A 21,715-nucleotide genomic window follows, 5' to 3' on the forward strand; every position below is an offset into this window, starting at 1 on the left:
GTTCCTCAGGACTCTCGGACGGAGGCGGCCATGGCGTGCAGGGCTGCCGTGTAGGTGTCGATGAACTGCTCGGCGGTGGTGTCGGTGACCAGGGAGCGCTGGTGGTCCACGGCGAGCAGCACGCGCTGCGAGACCGGGTCCTGGATCAGCGAGGCGCCGAACGCGAAGCTGTTGGGTTCGTGGCGCAGGGTCGGCTCGCAGCCGATCCGGCCGTCCACGATGCGGGCCGAGCTGAGCTGGCCCAGGGCGTGGAAGCGCAGGTAGCCGAACTGGCTGTCCAGCGCGGTGTCGGTCATCAGCCGGGCGAGCCGGGCGAAGGGCACCCGGCGGTGCGGCATCATGTCCAGTTCCTCCCGGTGCACCTCGCGCACCAGGGCGAGCAGGTCGTCGGTGGGCTCGCAGCTCAGCGGGACGGTGTTGAGGAACAGCCCGTACACCTCGGTGCCGCCGAGCCGTTCCAGCCGGCCGTTCACGGCGAGGCCGGTGGTGACGCGCCGTCGCCCGGTGATGGCGGCGAGGGCGTGCAGGTGGGCCGCGAGGGCGACCGACTTGAGGGGCACCGCGAGTGCGTCGGCGACCTGCCGCAGCTGCTCGGGCGCCTCGGGCAGCACCCGCTCGACGGTGCGCGGCGCCTCGTGCACGTCCTCGCTGCCGGGGAACAGCTGGCCGCTGACGCCGGACAGCCGGTCGCGCCAGTAGGCGAGCGACCGTTCGTCCCCGGCGGCCTGCCGTTCGACGGCCACGAAGTCGCGGAAGGCGGTGCGCGGCGGCGGGGTGGGGGCGCCGAGCGGGTCGGCGGCCAGGGCGGTGTGGCGTTCCAGGATCTCGGTGAACAGCGAGGTGAAGCTCCAGCCGTCGAGGATGGCGTGGTGCTCGGAGATGGTGAGCTGGAAGGCGTCCTCGGCGAGGCGCTGCACGGTGATCCGGAACAGCGGCGGGGTGGCGAGGTCGAAGGGCGTCCACCGGTGGGTGTCGAACACCTCGCGGACCGCCGTGTCCTGGTCGGGCTCGCCGCGCAGGTCGGTGAACTCGACGGGCGCGGGCAGCCGCCCGTACACGAGCTGGAGCGGTTCGCCGTAGCCGGACAGGTCGAGGCCGGTGCGCAGCACCGCGTGGCGCTCCATGGCCTCGGCGACCGAGCGGCGGAAGGCCTGTTCGTCGAGGTCGCCCGAGATCCGGTAGGAGTTGACGTTGTGGTAGCTGTCGGTGCCGCCGGCGATCTCCATGTGGAAGACCATGGAGAGCTGCATGGAGACCATCGGGTAGGCGTCGGCGAGGCCGGGCGGCAGGTCCTCGCGGTCCTCCGGGGTGATCAGGGCGAAGGGCTCGTGGTCGGCCGGGCCTTCGGCGACGGGCTCGGCCAGCGGCAGCAGGGCGGCGACCGTGGGCGCGTTGAAGACGTCCCGCAGGCTCACCCCCCAGCCGCGCTCGTGCAGCGCGCCGGCGAGCTGGACGGCCCGGATGGAGTCGCCGCCGAGGTGGAAGAAGTCGTCGTGGACGCCGATGCCGTCCACTCCGAGGACCTCCGTCCAGACGGCGGCGAAGGCCTCCTCCTCCGGGGTGCGCGGCTCGACGTGGCGGCCTCCGGTGGCCGTGCTGCGCTGGCCGGGGGCGGGCAGCGCGGCGCGGTCCACCTTGCCGTTGACGGTGAGCGGCAGCGATTCCAGGACGGTGAAGCTCGCCGGGACCATGTACGGGGGCAGCGCGCGGCCGAGGAAGGCGCGCACGTCGGCGGGCTCGCGCCCGGTGACGTACGCGGCGAGCCGGTCGTCGTGCACGGTGACGACGCAGGCGTCGACGTCCGGGTGGGCGGCGAGCACGTTCTCGATCTCCCCGAGCTCGATCCGGAAGCCGCGCAGTTTGACCTGGAAGTCGGCGCGTCCGATGTACTCCAGTCCGCCGTCGGGCAGGCGGCGGGCGACGTCGCCGGTGCGGTAGAGCCGCGCGCCGGGCGGGCCGTAGGGGTCGGCGACGAAGCGGCCCGCGGTGAGGCCGGGGCGGCCCCAGTAGCCGTGGGCGAGGCTGCCGCCGCCGATGTACAGCTCGCCGGCCGCGCCGGGCGGCACCGGGCGCAGCCAGTCGTCCAGGACCTGGGCGGTGAGGTGCGGCATGGGCGCGCCGATCAGGCTGCGCTCGAAGCCGGCGCTGCCGGCCAGGTCGTGGGTGGTGACGTGGACGGTGGTCTCGGTGATGCCGTACAGGTTGCAGAGCCGGGCCGGGGGCGGCGGGTCGAGTTCGAACCAGCGCTGGACGACGCCCGGGTCCAGCGCCTCCCCGCCGAGCATGATCCACTTCAGCGCGGACAGGTCGCGCGGGCCGCGCCGCAGCACGGGCTCCAGCTGGCGCAGCGCCGAGGGGGTGAGGCAGAGGAAGGAGACCCGCTCCTGCTCCAGCAGTTCGGCGAACTCCTCCGGCGAGCGGCTGGTGACGTAGGGGACGACGACCAGGCGGGCACCGTGCAGCAGGGCGCCCCACATCTCCCAGACCGTCCAGTCGAAGGCGTAGCTGTGGAAGAGCGTCCAGGTCTCCTCCGGGCCGAAGCCGAAGTGCTCCGCGCCGTCCGCCATGAGCCGGCTGACGTGCTCGTGGGCGACGGCGACGCCCTTGGGGCGGCCGGTGGAGCCGGAGGTGAAGATGATGTAGGCGACGTCGCCGGGGCGCCCGGCGGCCGGCGGGCGGTGGTCCGGCCGGGCGGCCAGGTCGGCGGCCTCGGCGGTCAGGTCGTAGGCCTGCCAGGGGCCTTCGGGGGCCCGGTCCGGGCGGTCGGTGACGACGAGGGTGACGTCGGCGTCGGCGAAGACGAGCGCGGCGCGGTCGGCGGGGGCGGCGAGGTCGACGGGCACGTACGCGGCGCCGGTCTTGAGCACGCCGAGGACGGTGACCAGGACGTCGGCCGTGCGGTCCAGCAGCATGCCGACGCGGTCGCCGGGGCCGGCCCCGCGGGCGCGCAGGGCGTGGGCCAGGCGGTTGGCCCGGCGGTCGAGTTCGGCGTAGCTCAGGGTGTGGCCGGAGTCGCTGACGGCGGGCCGGTCGGGGTGGGCGTCGACGGCCTGCTCGAACAGCCGGTGCAGGCAGTGGCCGGGGGTGTCGGTGGCCCGGACGGCCTCGGCCGCGGCGGTGCGGCCGGTCAGCCGCAGCACGGTGGCGTCGGGGTCGTCCAGGGCCGCGGTGAGCAGGGCGCCGTAGTCGGCGGCCAGCCGGCGCACCGTCCCGGCGTCGAACAGCTCGCTGCGGTACTCGGCCTCGCCGCGCAGTTCGCCGCCGGAGCCGCCGGAGCCGCCGGGGTCGCCGGGGTCGCCGGTCCGGCTGCCGGCCCCGCTGCCCGTCCCGCTGCTGTCGAAGACGGACCAGGTGAGGTCGAACTTGCTGGTGCCGTTGGAGCGCACCCGGCTCTCGGCGGTGGCCGCGCCGAGCACGAGCGGGGTGCGGTCCTCGCCGTGGGCGCCGAACACCACCTGGACCAGCGGCGGGTGCTGCGCGGTGCGGGCGGTGCCGAGCTGGTCGACCAGCTGGTCGAAGGGCACGTCGAGGTAGCCGTAGGCCTCGAAGGCGACGTCCTGGACGTGCTCCAGCAGGGCGCGGAAGCTCAGCCCGGGCGCGAGCCGCAGGCGCAGCGGCAGCAGGTTGACGAAGTAGCCGAGCAGGTGCTCCAGTTCGGGCCGGTTGCGGGTGGTGACGGGGGTGCCGATCACCAGGTCGTCGGCGCCGGTCCAGCGGTTCAGCAGCAGGGCGAAGGCGGCCAGTTGGACGGTGAAGGGGGTGACGCCCTCCGCCTCGGCCAGGGCGCGCACCTTCGCCGCCGTGCCGGGGGCGAGCCCGAACTCCTCGGTCCGTCCGGCCGCGCCGCGCTCGGCGGGCCGGGGCCGGTCGGTGGGCAGCTCCAGCAGGGCGGGCGCGCCGTGCAGCTGCTCCTTCCAGTAGGTCAGGTGCTCCTCGAAGGAGGTGTCGAGCTCCTCCACCGCGTAGTCGGCGTACTGCACGGTCAGTTCCGGCAGTTCGGCGGGCCGGCCCTGCACCGCGGCGCCGTACAGGTCGGCGAGTTCACGCTCGAAGACCTCGGCGGACCAGCCGTCCCAGACGATGTGGTGGACGGTGAACAGCAGCGTGGTGCGCTCGTCCGCCAGTTGGAAGGCCTCGGCGCGCAGCAGCGGGCCGGCCGCCAGGTCGAAGGGTTCGGCGCAGCGGGCGGTGAGCAGTTCCTCCAGGCGTCCGGCCTGCTCGGGGCCGCCCTGCGGGCGCAGGTCGGTCACCGCGAGCGGCACGGCGAGGGTGTGGTGGACCTGCTGGCGCGGGCCGTCGGGGTGCAGCGCGAAGGTGGTGCGCAGCACCTCGTGCCGGGCCACCAGGGCGTCCAGCGCGCGCTGGAGCAGCGGGAGGTCGAGCGGGCCGGTGACGTCGACCGTCCAGGGCGTGCAGTAGGTGACCTGCCGCGGATCGAGGCGGTCGAGGAACCAGAGGCCGCGTTGCAGCCCCGAGGCGGGCGCGGTGCGCGCCGGGTGGTCGGACGGGCTCACGGCCTCGTTCCCTTCGTGTGCGGTGCGGCCCGTCATCGGGCGGCCAGCCGTTCGGCGATGGCGCTCACGGTCCTGGCCCGGAACACCAGTTGCGGGGGGACGCGGGTGCCGGTCTCCCGGGACAGCCGCATCGCGACCCGGACGGCGGCCAGCGAGTTGCCGCCGATCCGGAAGAAGTTGTCCTCCCGGCCGACCTCGGTGAGGTCGAGGACCTCGCACATGGCCTCGGCGACCAGCCGTTCGGCTTCGGTCAGCGGGTCGCGGGCGGCGGCCCGGCGCCCGGCGGGGGCGGGCAGCGCCTTCCGGTCGACCTTGCCGTTGTGGTTGAGCGGCAGGGCGTCCAGGACGTCCAGGGTGGCTGGCACCATGTGCTCGGGCAGCAGGCCGGCCAGGTGGTCGAGGAGCACCTCCGGGTCCGGCGCGTCGGCCCCGACGGTGACGTAGGCGGCCAGGCGGTGGTCGCCCGGGGCGGGTTCGTGGACGGTGACGGCGGCCTCCTGGACGGCGGGGTGCCGGGTGAGCGCGTCCTCGATCTCGCCGGGCTCGACCCGGAAGCCGCGGATCTTGACCTGGTCGTCGATCCGGCCGGTGACCTCCAGCAGGCCCCCGGTGCTGACGTAGCCGAGGTCCCCGGTGCGGTAGATGCGCTCGCCGGGGGCGCCGAACGGGGAGGCGACGAAGCGCTCGGCGGTGAGGCCGGGCCGGCCGAGGTAGCCGTAGGCGAGACCGCCGCCGGAGGCGTACAGCTCGCCGGTCACGCCGGGCTCGACGGGGCGCAGCAGCTCGTCCAGGACGAGGATGCCCTTGCCGTTCAGCGCGACGCCGATCGGGACGGAGCTGCCGGTGACGTCCTCCGGGCCGACCTGGTGGCAGGTGGTCAGGCCGAGGCTCTCGACCGGGCCGTAGCCGTTGGCGACCACCAGGCCGGGGTAGGTCTCCAGGGCCTTGGCCACATGGGTGACGGAGGCCCGCTCGCCGGCGGTGATGGCCAGCTTGAGGCCGTCGTAGGTCTCCGGGAGCTCCTCCAGCAGGAAGTTGAACAGGCTGGCGGAGAGCTGGAGTTCGGTGACGCCGTGGCGGCGGGTCAGCTCGGCGATGGCCTGCGGGTCGGGGCGCTGGCCGGGCTGCAGGACGCACGCTCCGCCGAAGCAGAGCGCGCCGTAGAGCTCCAGCGCGAAGGCGTCCCAGGAGACCGGCGAGCACTGCAGCCAGACCTCGTCCGGGCCGAAGCGGGCGTAGTCCTGGCCGAGGTAGGTGGTGGTGAGCGCGCGGTGCGGGACGGCCGCGCCCTTGGGGCGGCCGGTGGAGCCGGAGGTGAACATCACGCAGGCGAGGTCGCCGCCGTCGACCGGCAGGCCGAGGTCGTGCGCCGCGCACCGGGCCAGTTCGGCGGCCGCGGCGTCCAGGTCCACCTGGCGCCGGACGGCGAACGGCACGGTGGCGTGGCCGTGGGTGATCACCGTGGCGGCGCCGGTGTCGGCGACCGCGCCGGCCAGCCGCTCGGCCGGGAAGTCCGGGTCGAGCAGGGTGTAGGCGGCGCCGGTCTTGAGGGCGGCCAGCAGCGCGGTGACCATCTCCGGCCCGCGCTCGGCGAGTACGGCGACGGTGTCGCCGCGGCCGATGCCGAGGCCCACCAGGTGGCGGGCCAGCCGGTTCGCGGCGGCGTTCAGCTCGCCGTACGGGACGGTCCGTTCACCGGAGATCAGGGCGGTGGCCTGCGGGGCCCGGGCGGCCTGCGCCTCGAACAGGGCGTGCCCCGGCACCTCCAGGGCGGCGGCCAGGGTGCCCAGCCACTGCTCGCACAGGCCGGCCATGGTGGAGGCCTCGAAGAGGTCGCTGTCGTACTCGAAGCGGCCGGTGAAGCCGGTGCCGCGGTCGTCCACCGAGACGGACAGGTCGAAGCGGGAGACGGGGTTGGAGTGCAGTTCGCGGGTGACCTCGCAGCCGCCGACGGTCAGCGGGCGGGTGTCCAGCGGGTGCAGTTCCAGCAGCACCTGGCACAGCGGGTTGCGGTCCTCGGGGCGCTCCTCCACCACCGCGTTCGCGATGTCGTCGAAGGGCACCTCCTGGTGCCGGTAGCCGGCGATCGACACCTCGCGCACGTGCCGGACCAGCTCGCGGAAGGAGACGCCCTCCTCGACCTTCAGGCGCAGCGGCAGCAGGTTGACGAAGTAGCCGATCAGGCCGTCGAGTTCGGCCCGGCCACGGACGTTCACCGGCGAGCCGAGCACCAGGTCGCGCTGCCCGGAGCGGCGGTGCAGGGTGAGCGCCAGCCCGGCGAGCAGCACCATGAACGGGGTGGCGTCCTCGCTGCGGGCGAGCGCCCGGACGGCCCCGGCCACCGGATCCGCCATCGCGAAGCGGTGGAACGCGCCACGGAAGGCCTGCTCCTCGGGGCGGGGGTGGTCCGGCGCCAGCGCGTCGGCGTCCGGCGCGTCGGCCAACTGCTCGCGCCAGTAGTCGAGTTGCCGCTCGGCGGTGTCGTCCTGGTACTGCCAGGCCGCGTAGTCGCCGTACTGGACGGCGAGTTCCGGCAGCTCGGCCGGGCGCCCCTCGGCCGCCGCGGCGTACAGCTCCTGGAGTTCGGCCTCCAGCACCGGCAACGAGCCCTCGTCCCAGACGATGTGGTGGAAGAGCAGCAGCAGCGTGGTCGCGCCGGCGGCCCGGAAGACCCGCGCCCGCACCAGCGGCCCGGCCTCCAGGTCGAAGGGCTCCAGCGCGGCCTCGGCCACCAGGTCGTCCACCTGGCCGGCGGTGGTCTCGGTGAGCGTGAACGGCAGCTCCACGGCCGGGTGGACGACCTGGCGCGGGCCGTCCTCGGCGAGCTCGAAGGTCGTCCGCAGGCTCTCGTGCCGCGCCACCACCCCGGCCAGCGCCTGGCGCAGCAGCTCGGGGTCGACCGGCCCGGCGAACCGGAACACCCAGGGCACCACGTAGGTCGGCGCGTCCGGGTTCCACTGGTCGAGGAACCAGAGGCCGCGCTGGAACTTGGACAGCGGGGCCTCGGCGGCACCCGAGCGGACCAGCGCCGGGCGCTCACCGCCGGAGGCGGCGGTCACCGCGGCGGCGAACTCCGCCAGCGTCGGCGCGTCGAAGATGGTGTACGGGGACACCATGCCGAAGACGTCGAAGACCCGGCCCACCACGCGCACGGCCGTCAGCGAATCGCCGCCCAGGTGGAAGAAGTTGTCGTCCGCCCCGACCTCGGGCACCCCGAGCACGTCCGCCCAGACCGCCGCGATCAGCTGCTCGGCGGGCGTGCGCGGCGGGCGGCCGGTCGGCTGGCCCTCGGGGGCTGCCTGCGGCTCGGGCAGCGCCTGGCGGTCCACCTTGCCGCCGCCGGTCAGCGGGAAGGCGTCCAGCGCGGTGAGCGTCGCCGGGATCATGTGCTCGGGCAGCCGCTCGGCCAGCCAGGCCCGCGCCTCGGCGTACTGCGGCGCGGCGCCGGTCAGGTAGCCGGCCAGCCGACCCTCGCGCGCCACCACCACGCAGCCGGTGACGCCCGGGTACCCGGCCAGCACCTGCTCGATCTCGCCCGGCTCGACCCGGAAGCCGCGGACCTTCACCTGGTGGTCGCTGCGGCCGACGAACTCCAGCGGGCCGTCCTCGGTCGTGCGGCGCACCACGTCGCCGGTGCGGTACATCCGCGCGCCGGGAGCGCCGCTCGGCGCTGCGGGCGCCGCCCCGCCCGGGTCCGCGAGCGGGGCCACGAACGGGTCCGCGAACGGGTCCGCGACGAAGCGGTCGGCGGTCAGGCCCGGGCGGCCGAGGTAGCCGGAGGCCAGCAGCGGCCCGCCGACGTACAGTTCGCCGGCCGTGCCGGGCGGCACCGGACGCAGCCGCTCGTCGAGCACGTAGAGCCGCCGCCCGCCGAGCGCGGTCCCGATCGGCACACCCGCCTCGGGCTGCTCGCCCGCGAGCCGGTGGGTGGTGGCGGTGACCACGGTCTCGGTCGGTCCGTACGCGTTCAGCAGCGGCACCCCGGTCGCGGCCCACCAAGCGGCGGCGGTGGCGGGCTCCAGCTTGTCGCTGCCCGAGATCATCAGCCGCAGGGTGCGCGGCACCCGGCCGCCCAGGGCCGCCACCACGTCCTGGAAGTAGCCGGCGGCCAGGTTGGCGACGGTGACGCCCTCGGCGTCCAGCAGGTCCAGCAGTTCGGCAGGGGAGAGGAGTTGGTGCTCCGGGAGGACCAGGCAGGCCCCGGCGGACAGCGCGCCGAGGACCTGCTCCACGGCCACGTCCACCGTCGGACGGGCGAACTGCAGCACCACGTCCTGCTCGGTCAGGCCGAAGGTCCGGACGGCGGCGGCCAGGTGGCCGGTGAGCGCGGCGAGCGGGACGTGCACGCCCTTCGGGCGGCCGGTGGTGCCGGAGGTGTAGATGACGTAGCCCGCACCGGCACCCGCTGCGGCACCGTCGCCGAGCTCGGTGAGCTCCTCGCCGCCGAGGGCGAGGGAGGCCCCGGCGTCCTCGGTGATCCAGCGGTTGCGCTCCTCCGGGGCCTCCCGGTCCAGCGGCAGGTAGGTGGCGCCGGCCCGCAGGACCGCCAGCAGCGCGACCACGTGGTCCAGCCGGTCGCGGCCGGTGACGGCGACCGTCCCCCCGGGGGCGAGCCGGGCGGCGAGCGCGGCGGTCAGGCCGTCCAGCTCCCGGTAGCTGACGGTCCGGCCGCCGGTGCGGACGGCCGGCCGCTCCGGAAAGCGGCGGACGGCGGAGGCGAACGGCTCGAAAGCGGGCGGCTCGAAAGCGGACACCGTTATTTCAGGCACCGTGATTTCGGGCGCCGTGCTTTCGGGCGCAGCATTCTCAGTAGGAAAACCGCGAGAGGACATCATCCAGCCCCAGAAGTGAGATGAATCGGCGACGAGTTCGACGATAGGGGGAATTCGACGGCCCTATCGGCAGGAAAGGAGGAAGGAAATCGGCAGTTTTCCGCTGCCGCTTTCCGGACATGCCGCAGGAATCGACCCGGGCAGGCCGGGGCTACCGGCCGGCGGTGATTCCGCATTCCTCGGGGGACCAGACGTCCTCCCGGTCCAGGGCCTGCGGAGCGTATTTTCCGAGCGCGCTGATCAGCAGTCGGAGTTCCAGCGCCAGACAGTCCACGAAACGGCGGAGCCCGGATTCCCGGTCCTCCGCCACGGCGATCAGCGCCGCCCGCCCGAGGCCCACCGCACGGGCCCCCGAGGCCAGGCTCTTGACCGCCCTGGCGCCTTCCCAGATCCGCCCGGAGACCAGCAGCGAGGGCGGCGGCGCGACCGCCAGCCGGCGCAGGCACTCCGCGAGCGGCAGTCCGACGTGCGGCAGGAACACCCCGGGCGCCCAGCCGGTTCCGCCTTCGGCGCCGTCCACCACGACGGCGTCCGCCCCGGCCTCGTGCGCCACCCGGGCGGCCTCGGCCACGTCCCGGCCGGGGTAGAGCTTCACCCAGATCCGCACCCGCGGGTAGTTGTTGCGCATCAGCCGGATCTGCTGGCGCAGGATCTCCGCGGTGAAGGTGCCCGGGGTGGCGGCGCGCAGCACCCGCCCGTCGCCGAACAACGGGTCCAGCCCGAAGCGGTCGCCCAGCGCGGCGGCGGCCTCGGCCTCCAGCACCGTCATGCCGCCCAGGCCCGGTTTGGCGCCCTGGCCGACCTTCAACTCGAAGGCCAGCCGCCCGGATTCCAGCAGCGGCAGGGCGGCCGGGTCGCTGTGGACGAGGTTCCACACCTCGGCGTCGGCGTCCTCGGTGCTCTGCTGGACGGCCACGCCGCCGAGGCCGTCCGGAAGTTCTTCGGTGTAGGCGCGCAGCCGGCCGAGCAGCGTGCGGTCGGCCGCCTCGCCGAGCCGGCCGTAGCCGTTGACCGGCACCACGTTCTCGCCGATCACCATCGGGATGCCGAGTGCCCCGGCCTGCCGGCTCAGCGCCAGCCCGAGGTCACCGCCGGCGGCCCGGGTGGAGCCGGTCGCGGAGACGTACACCGGCAGCGCTGAGGCGAACCCGCCGATGACGGTGGCGAGTTCGACGTCCCGGTAGTCGGGCTCGCGGCCGAGGTCGATCAGCTTGGCCAGCCGCTGCGGCAGGAACAGCGGCGGGACGATCCGCAGCGCGTCCAGGGCGTCCGGCGGCGCCGCCCGGTCCGCCGCGCCCGACTGGCCGGCGCCGAACAGCACGTGTCCGTACTCCTCGGCGGGCGGGAAGGCGGCGGCCGCCCCGGCGCGGGCCCGGTGCCGGACCTCCTCCTCCGGGAATCCCGGCGCGCTGAGGTCGCTCACGGGGACACCACCCCGGCGATCTTCGGGAAGGCGCTGGCCTGCCAGACGGCGTCCAGCCCGGCGACGTACCGGGTCAGCCGCTCGACCCCGATGCCGAAGCCCGCGCTGGCCGGCACGCCCTCGCGCACCAGGTCCAGGTACCAGCGGTACTTCTGCGGGTTCTCGCCGGTCTCCCGCATCCGGGTGACGATCTCCGCGTAGTCGTTGGTGCGCTGGCTGCCGCTGCACAGTTCGCCGTAGCCCTCGGGCGCCAGCAGGTCGAAGTTGCGCAGCAGGCCCGGGTCGTCGGGGTGCTCGCGGTCGTAGAAGCCGCGCGAGCCCTTCGGGTAGTCGGTGACGAAGAACGGCCGGTCCCGCCGGGCCGACAGCAACGCCTCGCCCTCCCAGTCGAGTTCGGCCTCGGGGCTCTGCGGGTGCCCGATGCCCTGGAGTTCGGCGACCGCCTCCGCGTGCCGGATGCGGCCGAAGGAGCCCTGCAGCAGTTCGGCGAAGGCCTGCGGGTCCCGGCCGAGTTCGGCGAACTCCTTGGGCAGCGCGCGGACGGTGCTGTCGACCATGTGCACCACCAGGTCCTCGGCCAGCTGGACGACGTCGTCCCGGCTCGCCCCGGCGACCTCCACGTCCAACTGGTGGAACTCGGCGAGGTGCCGGTTCGTCCCGGCGGTCTCCAGCGGTTCCAGGCGGACGTTCGGGGCGATGCAGAAGATCTTGTCGAAGGCGAGCAGCGAGGCCTGCTTGTACAGGATCGCGCTGGTCATCAGCTTGTAGCGGTGGCCGTAGAAGTCGATGTCCACCTGCTTGGAGCCGCGCGCACCGGGATCGGTGACCGGGCCGATGATCGGCGGCAGCAGTTCGGTGAAGCCCCGGCCGCGCAGGAACTCGCGGGCCGCGGTGAGCAGGTGCTGCTGGATCCGGAGCGCGCTGCGGGTGGCCGGCGCGGTCAGGTGCCGGCCCGGGTCGGTCGGCGGCAGGGGCGTGGTGTCGGGCATGGTCGGGGTCCTCTTCTCTCGTTCTCTCGTGGAGCGTGGAGCGTGAAGCGTGGTTTCTCAGCGGGCGTCTCAGCGGACGTCTCACCGGGCGTTTCAGCGGACGTCTCACCGGGCGTCTCACCGCGCGGCGGGCAGCCCCCGCAGTGCGGGTGCGGGCGAGCGTTCGGCCCGGTCGTCGTAGCGCTGCTGGACCTGGGAGAGCGCGGCCAGCAGCCCGGCCGAGCCGAGGATCGGCGCGCGGCCGCCCTCGGCGAGCCCGGCGATCGGCATCGAGCCGACGGCGGACCACAGCAGCCGTCCGTCCGGGCCGAGCGAGCTGCGCGTCCGCCCGGCGTTGTCGGGGTGCAGGCAGTACGGCACGTCCAGGTAGCCGGCCGCGAACGCCCGCACCAGGGCCCGCCCGAGGTCGGCGTCCAGGTCGAGCACCGCGCCGATCAGCGCCCTGGCCTCGGCCTCGATCCCGGTGTCCGGCGGGGCGGCGGGCCGGGGGCGGGCGCGTTCCGCCGTGGCGGCCGCGGCGGCGGTCTCCAGCGCCCGGACGTTCTCGGCGACCGTCGGGATGCGGTGCGCCTCGGCCGTGGTCTTGACGATCAGCCGGGCGGCGCCGCCGCGCACCGCGAGCCGCGCGGCGTCCTCCAGCAGCAGTCGGGCGCCGCCGGGCGAGCGCGGGTACACGCCCATGTACGCGTACACCACGAGGTGGTGGTCGACGTCCGCGAGCAGTTCGCCCGCGATCCGGCCGAGCGCGGCCAGCGCCTCCTCGTCCTGGCGGGCGTTGGCCTGCTGGGCGTAGCTGAGCGAGATGCTGCGCAGCCCGTGCTGGCGGAAGAACAGCGCCTCCAGGACGCTGATGGCGATCAGCAGCGAGGGCGGGCAGAGCTGGCCCATCATGCAGCCGCCGAAGGTCTCCAGATGCGGATCCGCACCGAACTCCCGCATGGACGAGAGCAGTTCGCAGCTGCGCTGCCAGCGGGCCACCGCCTCGTGCAGCGGGGTGCGGCCGTACGGCAGGCAGTAGGAGACCGGTCCGCCCTCGGTGGCGTCCAGGCCGGCCGCCAGCAGCGCCCCGATGATGTGCTCCGGCGCGGCCGAGCCGTGCCGGACCTGTACCGGGAAGCCCGCGTCCGCCACCCCGGCCAGGACCGCCCGGGTGACGTCGACCGGGTGGGTGGCGATCGGGTAGCCGTTGAGGCCGGCCCCGGCGGCCAGGGCCCGCCGCGCGGCGTCGAGGTCGCCGGTGCGGGTGTAGCTGTCCAGGGTGATGGTGCCGACGGTGACGGCGGCCGCCGCCCGGGTGGCGAGCAGGCCCTCCCGCATCCGGGCCGCCTGCGCCATCCCCATCCGGGGCTGGACGACCAGTGCGCCGGCCTCCGCGGCCTGCGCCACGAACGCGCCGAAGCTCGTCACAGCAGGACCCGGGAGTGCAGCCCGTCGACGAACTCGCGGAACCCGGCCACCGCGGAGTCCTCCTCGAAGACCCGGTCGAAGCCGGCCGCGAGCAGTGTGCGCTCGCGGTCGGGGTCGTCGGTTCCGGCGATGCCGAGCTTGCCGCCGATGACCGTCGGGGTGCGCCGCAGTTCCGGGCAGGCGCGCAGGGCCGGGATCACCCGCAGTCCTTCCTGGTAGCCGTGCCCGTTGACGCTGCTGACCACGATCAGGTCCGGTTCGATCCGGCGGCATTCGGAGAGCAGCAGGGCGTCGGGGACGCACGCGCCCAGGTTCGTCACCCGGTGGCCCATTTCCTCCAGCAGCAGTTGCAGGAACACCAGGTTCCAGGTGTGCGAATCCGAGGCCGTCGTCGTCACGACGACGTCCAGTCTTCTCTCTCCAGCATTTCTGTGCTCCACAATCCAGCCCTCGTCGGTAGCGATCCTCGATGGAATTCCGCCGACGCCCCAGCCGGCGGCCCGGGAATTCCGGCGCGTATTCCGCGACGGTCCAGCCCTGCGGAGAACGCTAGGAACGATCGGGCCCGGCGACCGGCAGCTCGTGCGGCAAGATGCGGGCAAGATGCGGCAGTATCGACACCCGGCCGGCCGCCGTGTGGTCAGCCCGCGACGGCGAGCAGCTGGACGTCCCCGGCCGGCGCGAACCGGTGCCCGGGCTCCTCCTGGAGGAGGCGGCGGCACACGTTGAGCACCGTGAAGCGCACCCCGTCGCGGGCGGGCACGCTGCGGATCAGCCCGCGCGACAGCAGTTCGTGCACCGTCGCCAGGCAGGTCTGCGGCGCCCAGCCGCTGCGGACCACCGCGTCCTCCCCCGACCAGTCGCCGGGCTCGTCCACGAGCACGTCCAGCAGGGCCCGCTGGCGCTCCGTCAACCGCTGGATCGCCGGCTCCACCTCGTCCCGGACGTCACCGCGCGTGCCGTACACCACCGGCGGTGCCGCCAGCGTGAACGGGCCGGCCGACAGCCGGGCCAGCAGCTGGGCGGTGGACTGCACCAGCGTCCACCCCGCCGCGCGCTCCAACGCCCCCGGCAGGCCGTCCAGGTGGCGGCAGAGCGCGGCCACGGCGGGGGCCTCGGAGCGCTCCAGGGTGTAGCCGGGGCGCAGCCGGCGCAGGTGCGAGAGCAGCAGCCGGACGGCGCCGATCTGCGCCAGCGCCTCCGGTTCGGCGTCGAGTTCGGGGGCCGGTACGGGCAGCGGCGCGAGCGGGACGACCTGCCCGCCGGGCAGCGGCCAGGCCTCCCGGGCGGTGATCAGCACCCGCAGCCCGGGGCAGTGGTGGAACAGCCCGTCCAGCCGGCCGGCGTCCACCCCGCCGTCGGCGCCGTCCAGCACCAGCAGGGCGGGCCGGTCGCCGATGTCCCGGACGATGTCGTCCATCCGGCCGTGCCAGGGGGCCGGGTCGCCGGCGCAGTCCACCCAGCGCACCGACCAGCAGGCGGCCAGGTGCAGGCGGCGGGCCACCTCCAGGGCGAGCCGGGTCTTGCCGACCCCGCCGAGCCCCACCAGCGAGACCAGCCGGTCCCCGTGCACGGCGAAGGCGTCGGACAGCACCTCGGCCTCCATCTCCCGGCCGACGATGGCCCCGCGCGCCACCGGCGGGGCGACCGGCGCCACGGCCGCCGGCTCATCGGCGAGCGGGTGCCGACGGGCGGCCTCCTCGAAGTCCGTCCGGCTGCGGCCCTCCAGCCGCAGCGCGTCCGCCAGCAGCCGGACGGTCTCGTTCCGCGGCCTTCTGACTCGGCCGCTCTCCATGTCCCGGATCGCCCGCACGCTCAGGGTGGCGTGATCGGCCAGGCACTGTTGGGTCAGGCCGATCCGCTCGCGCCGTACCCTCAACTGCTCGCCGAAGCCCGCCGCCGGCCTCACCGCTTGCACCCACTGCCCGCCGTCCATGCCTCGTCTGCCCTTCGTGGTCCGGACTCCTGATGGGGGTCGGGACCGGTGGCGGCATCAGCGCTGGGCACCCGCGCGGTCCGTGGTCCGACCGCGTGGGTCCCGGTGGTCAGGCTGTGGCCTCCGAACCGGTCCCCTCCGGTTCCAGATGCTGCAGGCTTGCCGTCTACGCCCGATCAACGGCCGATCACCGGCCCCACCCACGACCTTCACGCTGGCCTCACAGCCCGTCGGCGGCCATGACGGCACCCGCCCCGGGGGGTTCAGTCCAGGAGCTTCGCCAGGACGCGGTCGAGCGCCTGGATGTCCTCCGGGGGCAGGGCGAGCAGGTCGTCGGGCGGGGTGGTGAGGATCCTGGCGGCGAGGGCGGCCTTCGCCTGGCCCTCCTCGGTCAGATGGACCAGCTTGGACCGGCGATCGGCGGGATTGGTGACGCGTTCGGCGAGGCCGCGCCGCACCAGGTCGTCGACGATGACGGTGGTGTAGGGCGGGTCGCTGCCCAGCCGCTCGGCCAGGTCCCGCAGGGTGATCGGGTCGGCGCCGAGGCGGCGCAGCGCCCTGACCCGGCTGAAGCTCATGCCGAGGGCTTCGGCGACGGTCTTGCGGCGGTCGTAGCGCTCCAGGACGAGCGCGTTCAGCCCCTGCCAGACCCTGGTCGCCGTGCTGGTGGCGGCCTCGTCCCCCTCGTGGTGCTCGCCGGTGTGCGGGCGGTCCATCAGGTGTTCACCGTCTCCTTCGTCTCCCTCGTCCCCGGCGCCTCCGGTGTCTCAGGCGTCTCAGGCGTCTCCTCGGCGGCGAGCCGCTCCGCCGTGCGCAGGGCCGTCTCCCGGGCCCAGCGGCCGGAAGTGAGCGTACCCGTGACCAGCACGACAGCGCCGCAGCCTGCGATGATCCACCACGCCGTCCGCCCGGCGTCGGTGAAGGCCGCCGTGTGCGCGTACGCGCCGCCCGCCATCAGGGCGCCGACGACGGCCACGCCGAGGGACTGGCCGATCTGCCGGCTGGTGGAGGCCACCGCGGCCGCGACACCGGCCTGCGAACGGGGCATGCCCGAAACGGCGGTGTTGGTGATGGGCGCGTTGACCAGGCCGAAGCCGGTGCCGAAGAGCAGGTACGCGACGACCAGCACGGCCGTCGGAAGGTGCTCGGAGTAGGTGAGCGCCTGGAGCACGGCGCTCGCGCACAGGGCCGCCCCGGCGAGGAGCAGGGGGATGCGCGGCCCCCGGGAGGCGACCATGCGGCCGGACAACGGTGCGGTCAGCAGCGCCGTCACCGCCATCGGCAGCATGAACAGCCCGGCGTGCAGCGGGGTGAGCCCGCGCACGTTCTGCAGGTAGAGGGAGCTGACGAACAGGAACCCGCCCAGGGAGGCGAAGGCGGCGACCGCGATCACGGTGGCGCCCGCGAACGGCGCGGACCGGAAGAACCGCAGCTCGATCAGCGGGTCGGCGCGCCTGGGCTCGTACCACAGCAGGCCCAGCAGCGCGCCCAGCGCCGCCGCCGCGCAGCCGACGACGAGCGGCGAGGTCCAGCCGCGCTCCGGCGACTCGATGATCGCGTACGTGAGCGCGGTGAGCAGGACGATGACGAGCACCTGGCCGACCGGATCGACCCGGCGGGGCCGCGGCGCCCGTGATTCCGGCACGTACCTGCGGGTCAGGAACAGCGCGGCCAGGCCGATCGGCACGTTGATCCAGAAGACGGCCCGCCAGCCGGCCGACTCGACCAGGGCGCCGCCGACGATCGGTCCGGCGGCCATGCTGATGCCCACGACGCCGCTCCACACGCCGATGGCGCGGGCACGCTGCCGGGAGTCGGTGAAGGTGTTGCTGATGATCGACATGGCGACGGGGTTCAGCATCGATCCGCCCACCGCCTGGAGCATCCGTGCGACGACGAGCCAGCCGAGCCCGGGGGCCAGGCTGCACAGCAGCGACGCCGCAGTGAAGACCACCAGTCCGATCTGGAAGACCCGGCGGCGGCCCACCCGGTCGGCGGTGGAGCCGGAGAGCATCAACAGGCTGGCCAGCACCAGCGTGTAGGCGTCGACCGTCCATTGCAGCCCGGACACCGAGGTGTGCAGGTCGCGCTGGATGGCGGGCAGGGCGACGTTCAGGATCGTGTTGTCGAGGCTGACGATCAGCAGGCTCATGCAGCAGATGGCGAGCACGAGCCAGGGCCGTCGTGGGGCGGCGTCCGGCATGGTGGGGGCTCCACAAGTATTTGTATTGTTGAAATCATTGTGAGCATATAACTAAATCACCGAACGGCCCAGCCCCGTGCAACCCAGCCCGCGCAACCCAGCCCGCCGGCCTCCCCCCCGCGAGCCGCCCCCGTCATGGTCGGGGGGCCGGCTCCGGTGGCCAGGCGCCGGGGGCCAGGACGCCGGTGGCGTAGGCGCGGGCGACCAGTGCGGTGCGGTTGGGCAGCCGCCAGCGGCGGGTGAGCCGGGCGAGGTGGTAGTTGACGCCGTCCGGGGTGAGGCCGATCTCCCGGCCGATCTGGGCCGTGGTGGCGCCGCGGGCGGCGGCGGCGAGGATCCGGGCCTCGATCGGGCTCACCTCGGGGCGGGGGGCGGCCGGCGGGCCGGCGGGCCCGGTGCGGACCGGCAGCGAGAGCAGCAGGTTCGGGGCGTCCTCCGGGGTGTCGCCGACCAGGGCGACGGTCATCTCGCCGCTCCGCTCGGTGCCGTCGGCGGCCGACCAGGAGACCGGCGCCGGGTACTGCGAGCGGCGGTGCAGGCGGACGGCCTCGGCGAGCGCCGGTATGGTGGCGCTGTCCCGGAGGGTGAAGAACTCCAGGATCTTCCGGTTGCGCAACTGTCCCGGCAGCAGGCCGAATTCGGCGGCCATCGCCCGGTTGACGATCATGATCCGGCCGCTGAACTCGCACACCGCCAGCGCCACCGGCACGTGGTCGAGCAACCGCAGCGTCCGGTTGCGCCAGATGACGGCGAGGTCCTGCCAGCTCTCCGCCGTCGACTCGCAGTCGGTCAGTCTCATGCCCGGCCCCTCCCGTGTACAACTTGCGCGTGCAGCAGACCTGACGGTCCGTTGACAAGTCTTCCGCGCCCGCCGCTACTGCACAAACATGTAGTCCTCGGGCCCGGGTTCCCGCCCTGATCGGGCGAGAGTGGAGGACGACGAGGTTTCTCCTGCCACGGAAGGCGACAACCCATGACCGAGACGATGACCCCGGCGGCAGCCGAGGCTGCGAATCCGGCCGGGGCCGGGCTCCCGCCCGGGACCCTGGTGCCCCGGCAGAGCCCCGCCGGGGTGCCGCTGGTCGACATCTCGTCGGCGCCGCCGATCGCCGCCCCCCTGTTGCGCACCATGGAGCTGGCCCGGCGGCACGCCCCGGCCTTCGTCCAGCGCCTGCACGGGCGGGACACCCTGATCGTCAGCGGCCTGGACCTGGTCGAGGAGCTGGCCGACGAGGAGCGGTTCACCAAGTCGATCGGACCGGCCCTGGAGAACGTCCGCGAGTTCACCGGGGACGGCCTGTTCACGGCGTACAACGCGGAGCCGAACTGGGCCAGGGCGCACGACATCCTGATGCCCGCCTTCGCGCTCGGCTCGATGCGCACCTACCACCCCGTGATGCTGCGGGTGGCCCGCCGCCTGATCGAGTCCTGGGACGGCCGGTCGGCCGCCGGGCTGGTCGTGGACGTGCCCGGCGACATGACCCGGATGACCCTGGACACCATCGGGCTGGCCGGTTTCGGCTTCGACTTCGGCTCCTTCGACCGGGAGGAGCCGCACCCCTTCGTCGAGGCGATGGTCCGCTCCCTGAACTGGGCGATGAACAAGCTCCTGCGCGACCCGGAACTCGACCACAGCGAGCCCGACCAGGCCGCCCGGGGCGACGCCCGGTACCTGGCCTCGGTGGTGGACGAGGTGATCGCCGCCCGCGCCGGCAGCCCCGAACAGGGCCCGGCCGAGGACCTGCTGGGCCTGATGCTCGACGCCGTGCACCCCGCCGACGGCAGCAGACTGGACGCCGAGAACATCCGCAACCAGGTGATCACCTTCCTGATCGCCGGCCACGAGACCACCTCGGGCGCGCTCTCCTTCGCCCTGTACTACCTCGTCAAGCACCCCGCCGTACTCCGCGAGGTCCAGCGCGAGGTGGACGCGCTCTGGGGCGACCAGGCCGATCCGGAGCCCTCGTACGAGGACATCGGCCGGCTCCGGTACACCCGGCAGGTGCTCAACGAGGCGCTGCGGCTGTGGCCGACGGCCCCCGCGTTCAGCCGCGAGGCCCGCGCGGACACCCTGCTCGGCGGCCGGATCCCGGTCCGCGCCGGGGAGCCGGTCCTGGTGGCCACGATGATGCTGCACCGCGACCCCGTCTGGGGCGACAACCCGGAGCTGTTCGACCCCTCCCGCTTCGACCCCGAGCCGGAGGCGGCCCGCTCACCGCACGCCTTCAAGCCCTTCGGCACCGGTGAACGCGCCTGCATCGGGCGGCAGTTCGCGCTGCACGAGGCGACCATGCTGCTCGGCATGCTGGTCCACCGCTACCGGCTGATCGACCACGCCGACTACCAGCTGACCATCAAGCAGACGCTCACCATCAAGCCCGACGACTTCACCCTCGCCCTCGCCCCGCGCACGCCCACGCCCCCGGCGGTGGCGGACGCGCCCGTCCGCGCCGCCGACCTGCCCGGGCGGGTCCGCCAGGGCACCGGTCTGCTGCTCCTGCACGGCTCCAACTACAGCGCCTGCCGCGAGTTCACCCGGCAGCTGGCCGACGCGGCGGCCGCGCTCGGCTGCGACACCGCCGTCGCCCCGCTGGACGCCTACGCGGACGGGCTGCCCACCGACCGGCCGGTGGTGATCACCGCCGCCTCGTACAACGGCCAGCCGACGGACGACGCGGCGGAGTTCGTCCGCCGGCTCCGGACGGCGACCGAGCAGGCCGAACAGGCCGAACAGGCCGAACAGGCCGAGGGCGGCGAGGGCGCCGAGAGCACCGCCGGGTTCGCGAAGGACGTCCGGTACGCGGTGCTCGGCATCGGCGACCGGACGTACGCCGCCACGTACCAGCGCGTGCCGACGCTGATCGACGAGGGCCTCGCCGCCCTCGGCGGCACCCGGCTGCTCGCCCGGGGCGCGGCCGACGCCTCCGGCGATCTGGCCGGGAAGGTGGCGGAGTTCACCACGGCGCTGGGCCGGGCCCTGCTGGAGCGGTACGGCGACGCCGCTGCACCCGTCGTCGCCCCCGCCCCCGGCACCGGCACCGCGCCCGCCGAGGCCGCCGCCCTGGAGACGTACACCGTGACCGAGCTGGCCGGCGGCCCGCTGGACGCCCTGGCCGCGAAGCGCCGCGTGATCGGGCTGACCGTCACGGCGGTCGGCAGCCTCACCGACCCCGCCTACCCCCGGGTCAAGCGCCTGGTCCGGCTGGCCCTGCCGGAGGGCGTCGACTACCGCACCGCGGACCACGTCTCGGTGCTGCCGGCCAACGACCCGGCCCTGGTCGAGCGCGCCGCCAAGGTGTTCGGCGCCGACCCGGACACCCTGCTCGGCATCGTGGCGAACCGGCGCACCATCCTCGCCGTGGACCGGCCGCTGACGGTCCGCGAACTGCTCACCCACCACGTCGAGTTGCAGGACCGCCCGAGCGCCGCCCAGCGCGCGACGCTGGCCGACCTCAACCCCTGCCCGCCCGAGCGGGCCGCGCTGCGGGCGCTGCCCGAGGACGACCCGCGGACGCTGCTGGACCTGGTCGAGGACCACCCGGCCCTGCGGGAGGTCCTGACCTGGCCGGTGCTGCTGGAACTGCTGCCGCCGATCCGACCCCGGATGTACTCCATCTCCACCTCGCCGACCAGCGCCCCGCGCCACGTGGACCTGATGGTCTCCGTGCTCGACGCCCCGGCCCGCTCCGGCCGGGGCTCCTTCCGGGGCGTCGGATCCGGCTACCTCGACCGGGTGGCCGTCGGGGACACCGTGCTGGCGCGCCTCCAGCCGTGCCGCGAGACGTTCCGGATCGGCCACCGCGCCCCGGTGATCATGATCGCGGCCGGCACCGGCCTGGCGCCGTTCCGCGGCGCGGTCGCCGACCGCCGCGCCCTGCTCGCCACCGCCACCGCCACCCCCACCGACGAGGCCACGGACAGGGGCGCCAAACTCGCCCCGGCCCTGCTCTACTTCGGCTGTGACGCGCCCGACGCCGACTACCTGCACCGCGACGAACTGCTCGCCGCCGAGCAGGCCGGCGCCGTCTCGATGCGCCCGGTCTTCAGCGAACAGCCCGTCGACGGCCGGCGCTTCGTCCAGGACCGCATCGCCGCCGAGGGCGCGGAGGTCTGGAGCCTGCTCGCCGCCGGCGCCGAGGTCTACGTGTGCGGCGACGGCGCCCGGATGGCCCCGGGCGTCCGCGCCGCCTTCCGCGAGCTCTACCTGAGCCGGACCCCCGGCGCCGACGAAGGCCGGGCCCAGGCCTGGCTCCAGGGCCTGATCGACGAGCGCCGCTACGTCGAGGACGTCTACGCGGGCCGCTGAGCCCGCCCGACCGGAGGCCGGGCGCCCCCCCCCCGGGGGCGGCCCGCCCCCCGTGGGCCACCCAAACACCCCCACCCCGGCCCAGCCCACCGCGCCACAGTGGGG

At 74.5% G+C, this 21,715-nt stretch carries 11 protein-coding genes; 1 reads left to right on the forward strand and 10 read right to left on the reverse strand.

Features of this window, described 5'->3' with window-relative positions; all coding sequences use genetic code 11:
* Positions 1 to 5: 5 nt before the first annotated feature.
* The 10 genes from ACFWPI_RS32135 to ACFWPI_RS32180 form a co-directional block, all read right to left on the reverse strand.
* Positions 6 to 4,514, reverse strand: coding sequence for an amino acid adenylation domain-containing protein (locus ACFWPI_RS32135; protein ID WP_380376827.1), 4,509 nt, complete (start codon positions 4,512 to 4,514; stop codon positions 6 to 8).
* Positions 4,515 to 4,546: 32 nt separating this feature from the next.
* Positions 4,547 to 9,268, reverse strand: coding sequence for an amino acid adenylation domain-containing protein (locus ACFWPI_RS32140; RefSeq protein WP_380376829.1), 4,722 nt, complete (start codon positions 9,266 to 9,268; stop codon positions 4,547 to 4,549).
* 229 nt (positions 9,269 to 9,497) lie between these two features.
* Positions 9,498 to 10,769 (reverse strand): glutamate synthase-related protein, encoded by a 1,272-nt coding sequence (locus tag ACFWPI_RS32145; protein WP_380343375.1) that lies wholly within the window; start codon positions 10,767 to 10,769, stop codon positions 9,498 to 9,500.
* Entirely contained in the window at positions 10,766 to 11,758 is a 993-nt protein-coding gene (locus ACFWPI_RS32150) for an asparagine synthetase A (RefSeq protein ID WP_380376833.1), read from the reverse strand. Before ACFWPI_RS32150 ends, ACFWPI_RS32145 begins: the two co-directional genes overlap by 4 nt.
* Positions 11,759 to 11,875: 117 nt before the next feature.
* Positions 11,876 to 13,165: a methylaspartate mutase gene (locus ACFWPI_RS32155; RefSeq protein WP_380376835.1), complete on the reverse strand. Its 1,290-nt coding sequence runs from the start codon at positions 13,163 to 13,165 to the stop codon at positions 11,876 to 11,878.
* Positions 13,162 to 13,563, reverse strand: a complete 402-nt coding sequence (locus ACFWPI_RS32160) for a cobalamin B12-binding domain-containing protein (protein ID WP_380343369.1) — start codon at positions 13,561 to 13,563, stop codon at positions 13,162 to 13,164. Before ACFWPI_RS32160 ends, ACFWPI_RS32155 begins: the two co-directional genes overlap by 4 nt.
* A 242-nt stretch (positions 13,564 to 13,805) precedes the next feature.
* On the reverse strand, positions 13,806 to 15,101 hold the full coding sequence (locus tag ACFWPI_RS32165; RefSeq protein WP_380376838.1) for a helix-turn-helix domain-containing protein: 1,296 nt from the start codon (positions 15,099 to 15,101) through the stop codon (positions 13,806 to 13,808).
* A gap of 263 nt (positions 15,102 to 15,364) precedes the next feature.
* Positions 15,365 to 15,817: a MarR family winged helix-turn-helix transcriptional regulator gene (locus tag ACFWPI_RS32170; protein WP_380376841.1), complete on the reverse strand. Its 453-nt coding sequence runs from the start codon at positions 15,815 to 15,817 to the stop codon at positions 15,365 to 15,367.
* Positions 15,817 to 17,304 carry an MFS transporter gene (locus ACFWPI_RS32175; protein ID WP_380376844.1) on the reverse strand — a complete coding sequence of 496 codons (1,488 nt, stop codon included), beginning with the start codon at positions 17,302 to 17,304 and terminating at the stop codon, positions 15,817 to 15,819. Before ACFWPI_RS32175 ends, ACFWPI_RS32170 begins: the two co-directional genes overlap by 1 nt.
* A gap of 133 nt (positions 17,305 to 17,437) precedes the next feature.
* Positions 17,438 to 18,103, reverse strand: coding sequence for a PAS domain-containing protein (locus ACFWPI_RS32180; RefSeq protein ID WP_380376847.1), 666 nt, complete (start codon positions 18,101 to 18,103; stop codon positions 17,438 to 17,440).
* Between the two features lie 174 nt (positions 18,104 to 18,277).
* Here ACFWPI_RS32180 and ACFWPI_RS32185 point away from each other — a divergent pair, with 174 nt between their 5' ends.
* A complete protein-coding gene (locus ACFWPI_RS32185; protein ID WP_380376851.1) occupies positions 18,278 to 21,610 on the forward strand; it encodes a cytochrome P450 in 3,333 nt (1,110 codons plus the stop codon).
* Positions 21,611 to 21,715 lie beyond the last annotated feature (105 nt).

Origin of the sequence: Kitasatospora sp. NPDC058492, assembly GCF_042720685.1 — a bacterium.
Taxonomy (GTDB): domain Bacteria; phylum Actinomycetota; class Actinomycetes; order Streptomycetales; family Streptomycetaceae; genus Kitasatospora.

What these genes read in the sequence shown, in the direction of transcription:
- ACFWPI_RS32165 (WP_380376838.1), bottom strand. Translation starts at nt 15,101, where the DNA reads ATGGACGGCGGGCAGTGGGTGCAAGCGGTGAGGCCGGCGGCGGGCTTC.
- ACFWPI_RS32180 (WP_380376847.1), bottom strand. Translation starts at nt 18,103, where the DNA reads ATGAGACTGACCGACTGCGAGTCGACGGCGGAGAGCTGGCAGGACCTC.
- ACFWPI_RS32150 (WP_380376833.1), bottom strand. Translation starts at nt 11,758, where the DNA reads ATGCCCGACACCACGCCCCTGCCGCCGACCGACCCGGGCCGGCACCTG.
- ACFWPI_RS32185 (WP_380376851.1), top strand. Translation starts at nt 18,278, where the DNA reads ATGACCGAGACGATGACCCCGGCGGCAGCCGAGGCTGCGAATCCGGCC.
- ACFWPI_RS32170 (WP_380376841.1), bottom strand. Translation starts at nt 15,817, where the DNA reads ATGGACCGCCCGCACACCGGCGAGCACCACGAGGGGGACGAGGCCGCC.
- ACFWPI_RS32175 (WP_380376844.1), bottom strand. Translation starts at nt 17,304, where the DNA reads ATGCCGGACGCCGCCCCACGACGGCCCTGGCTCGTGCTCGCCATCTGC.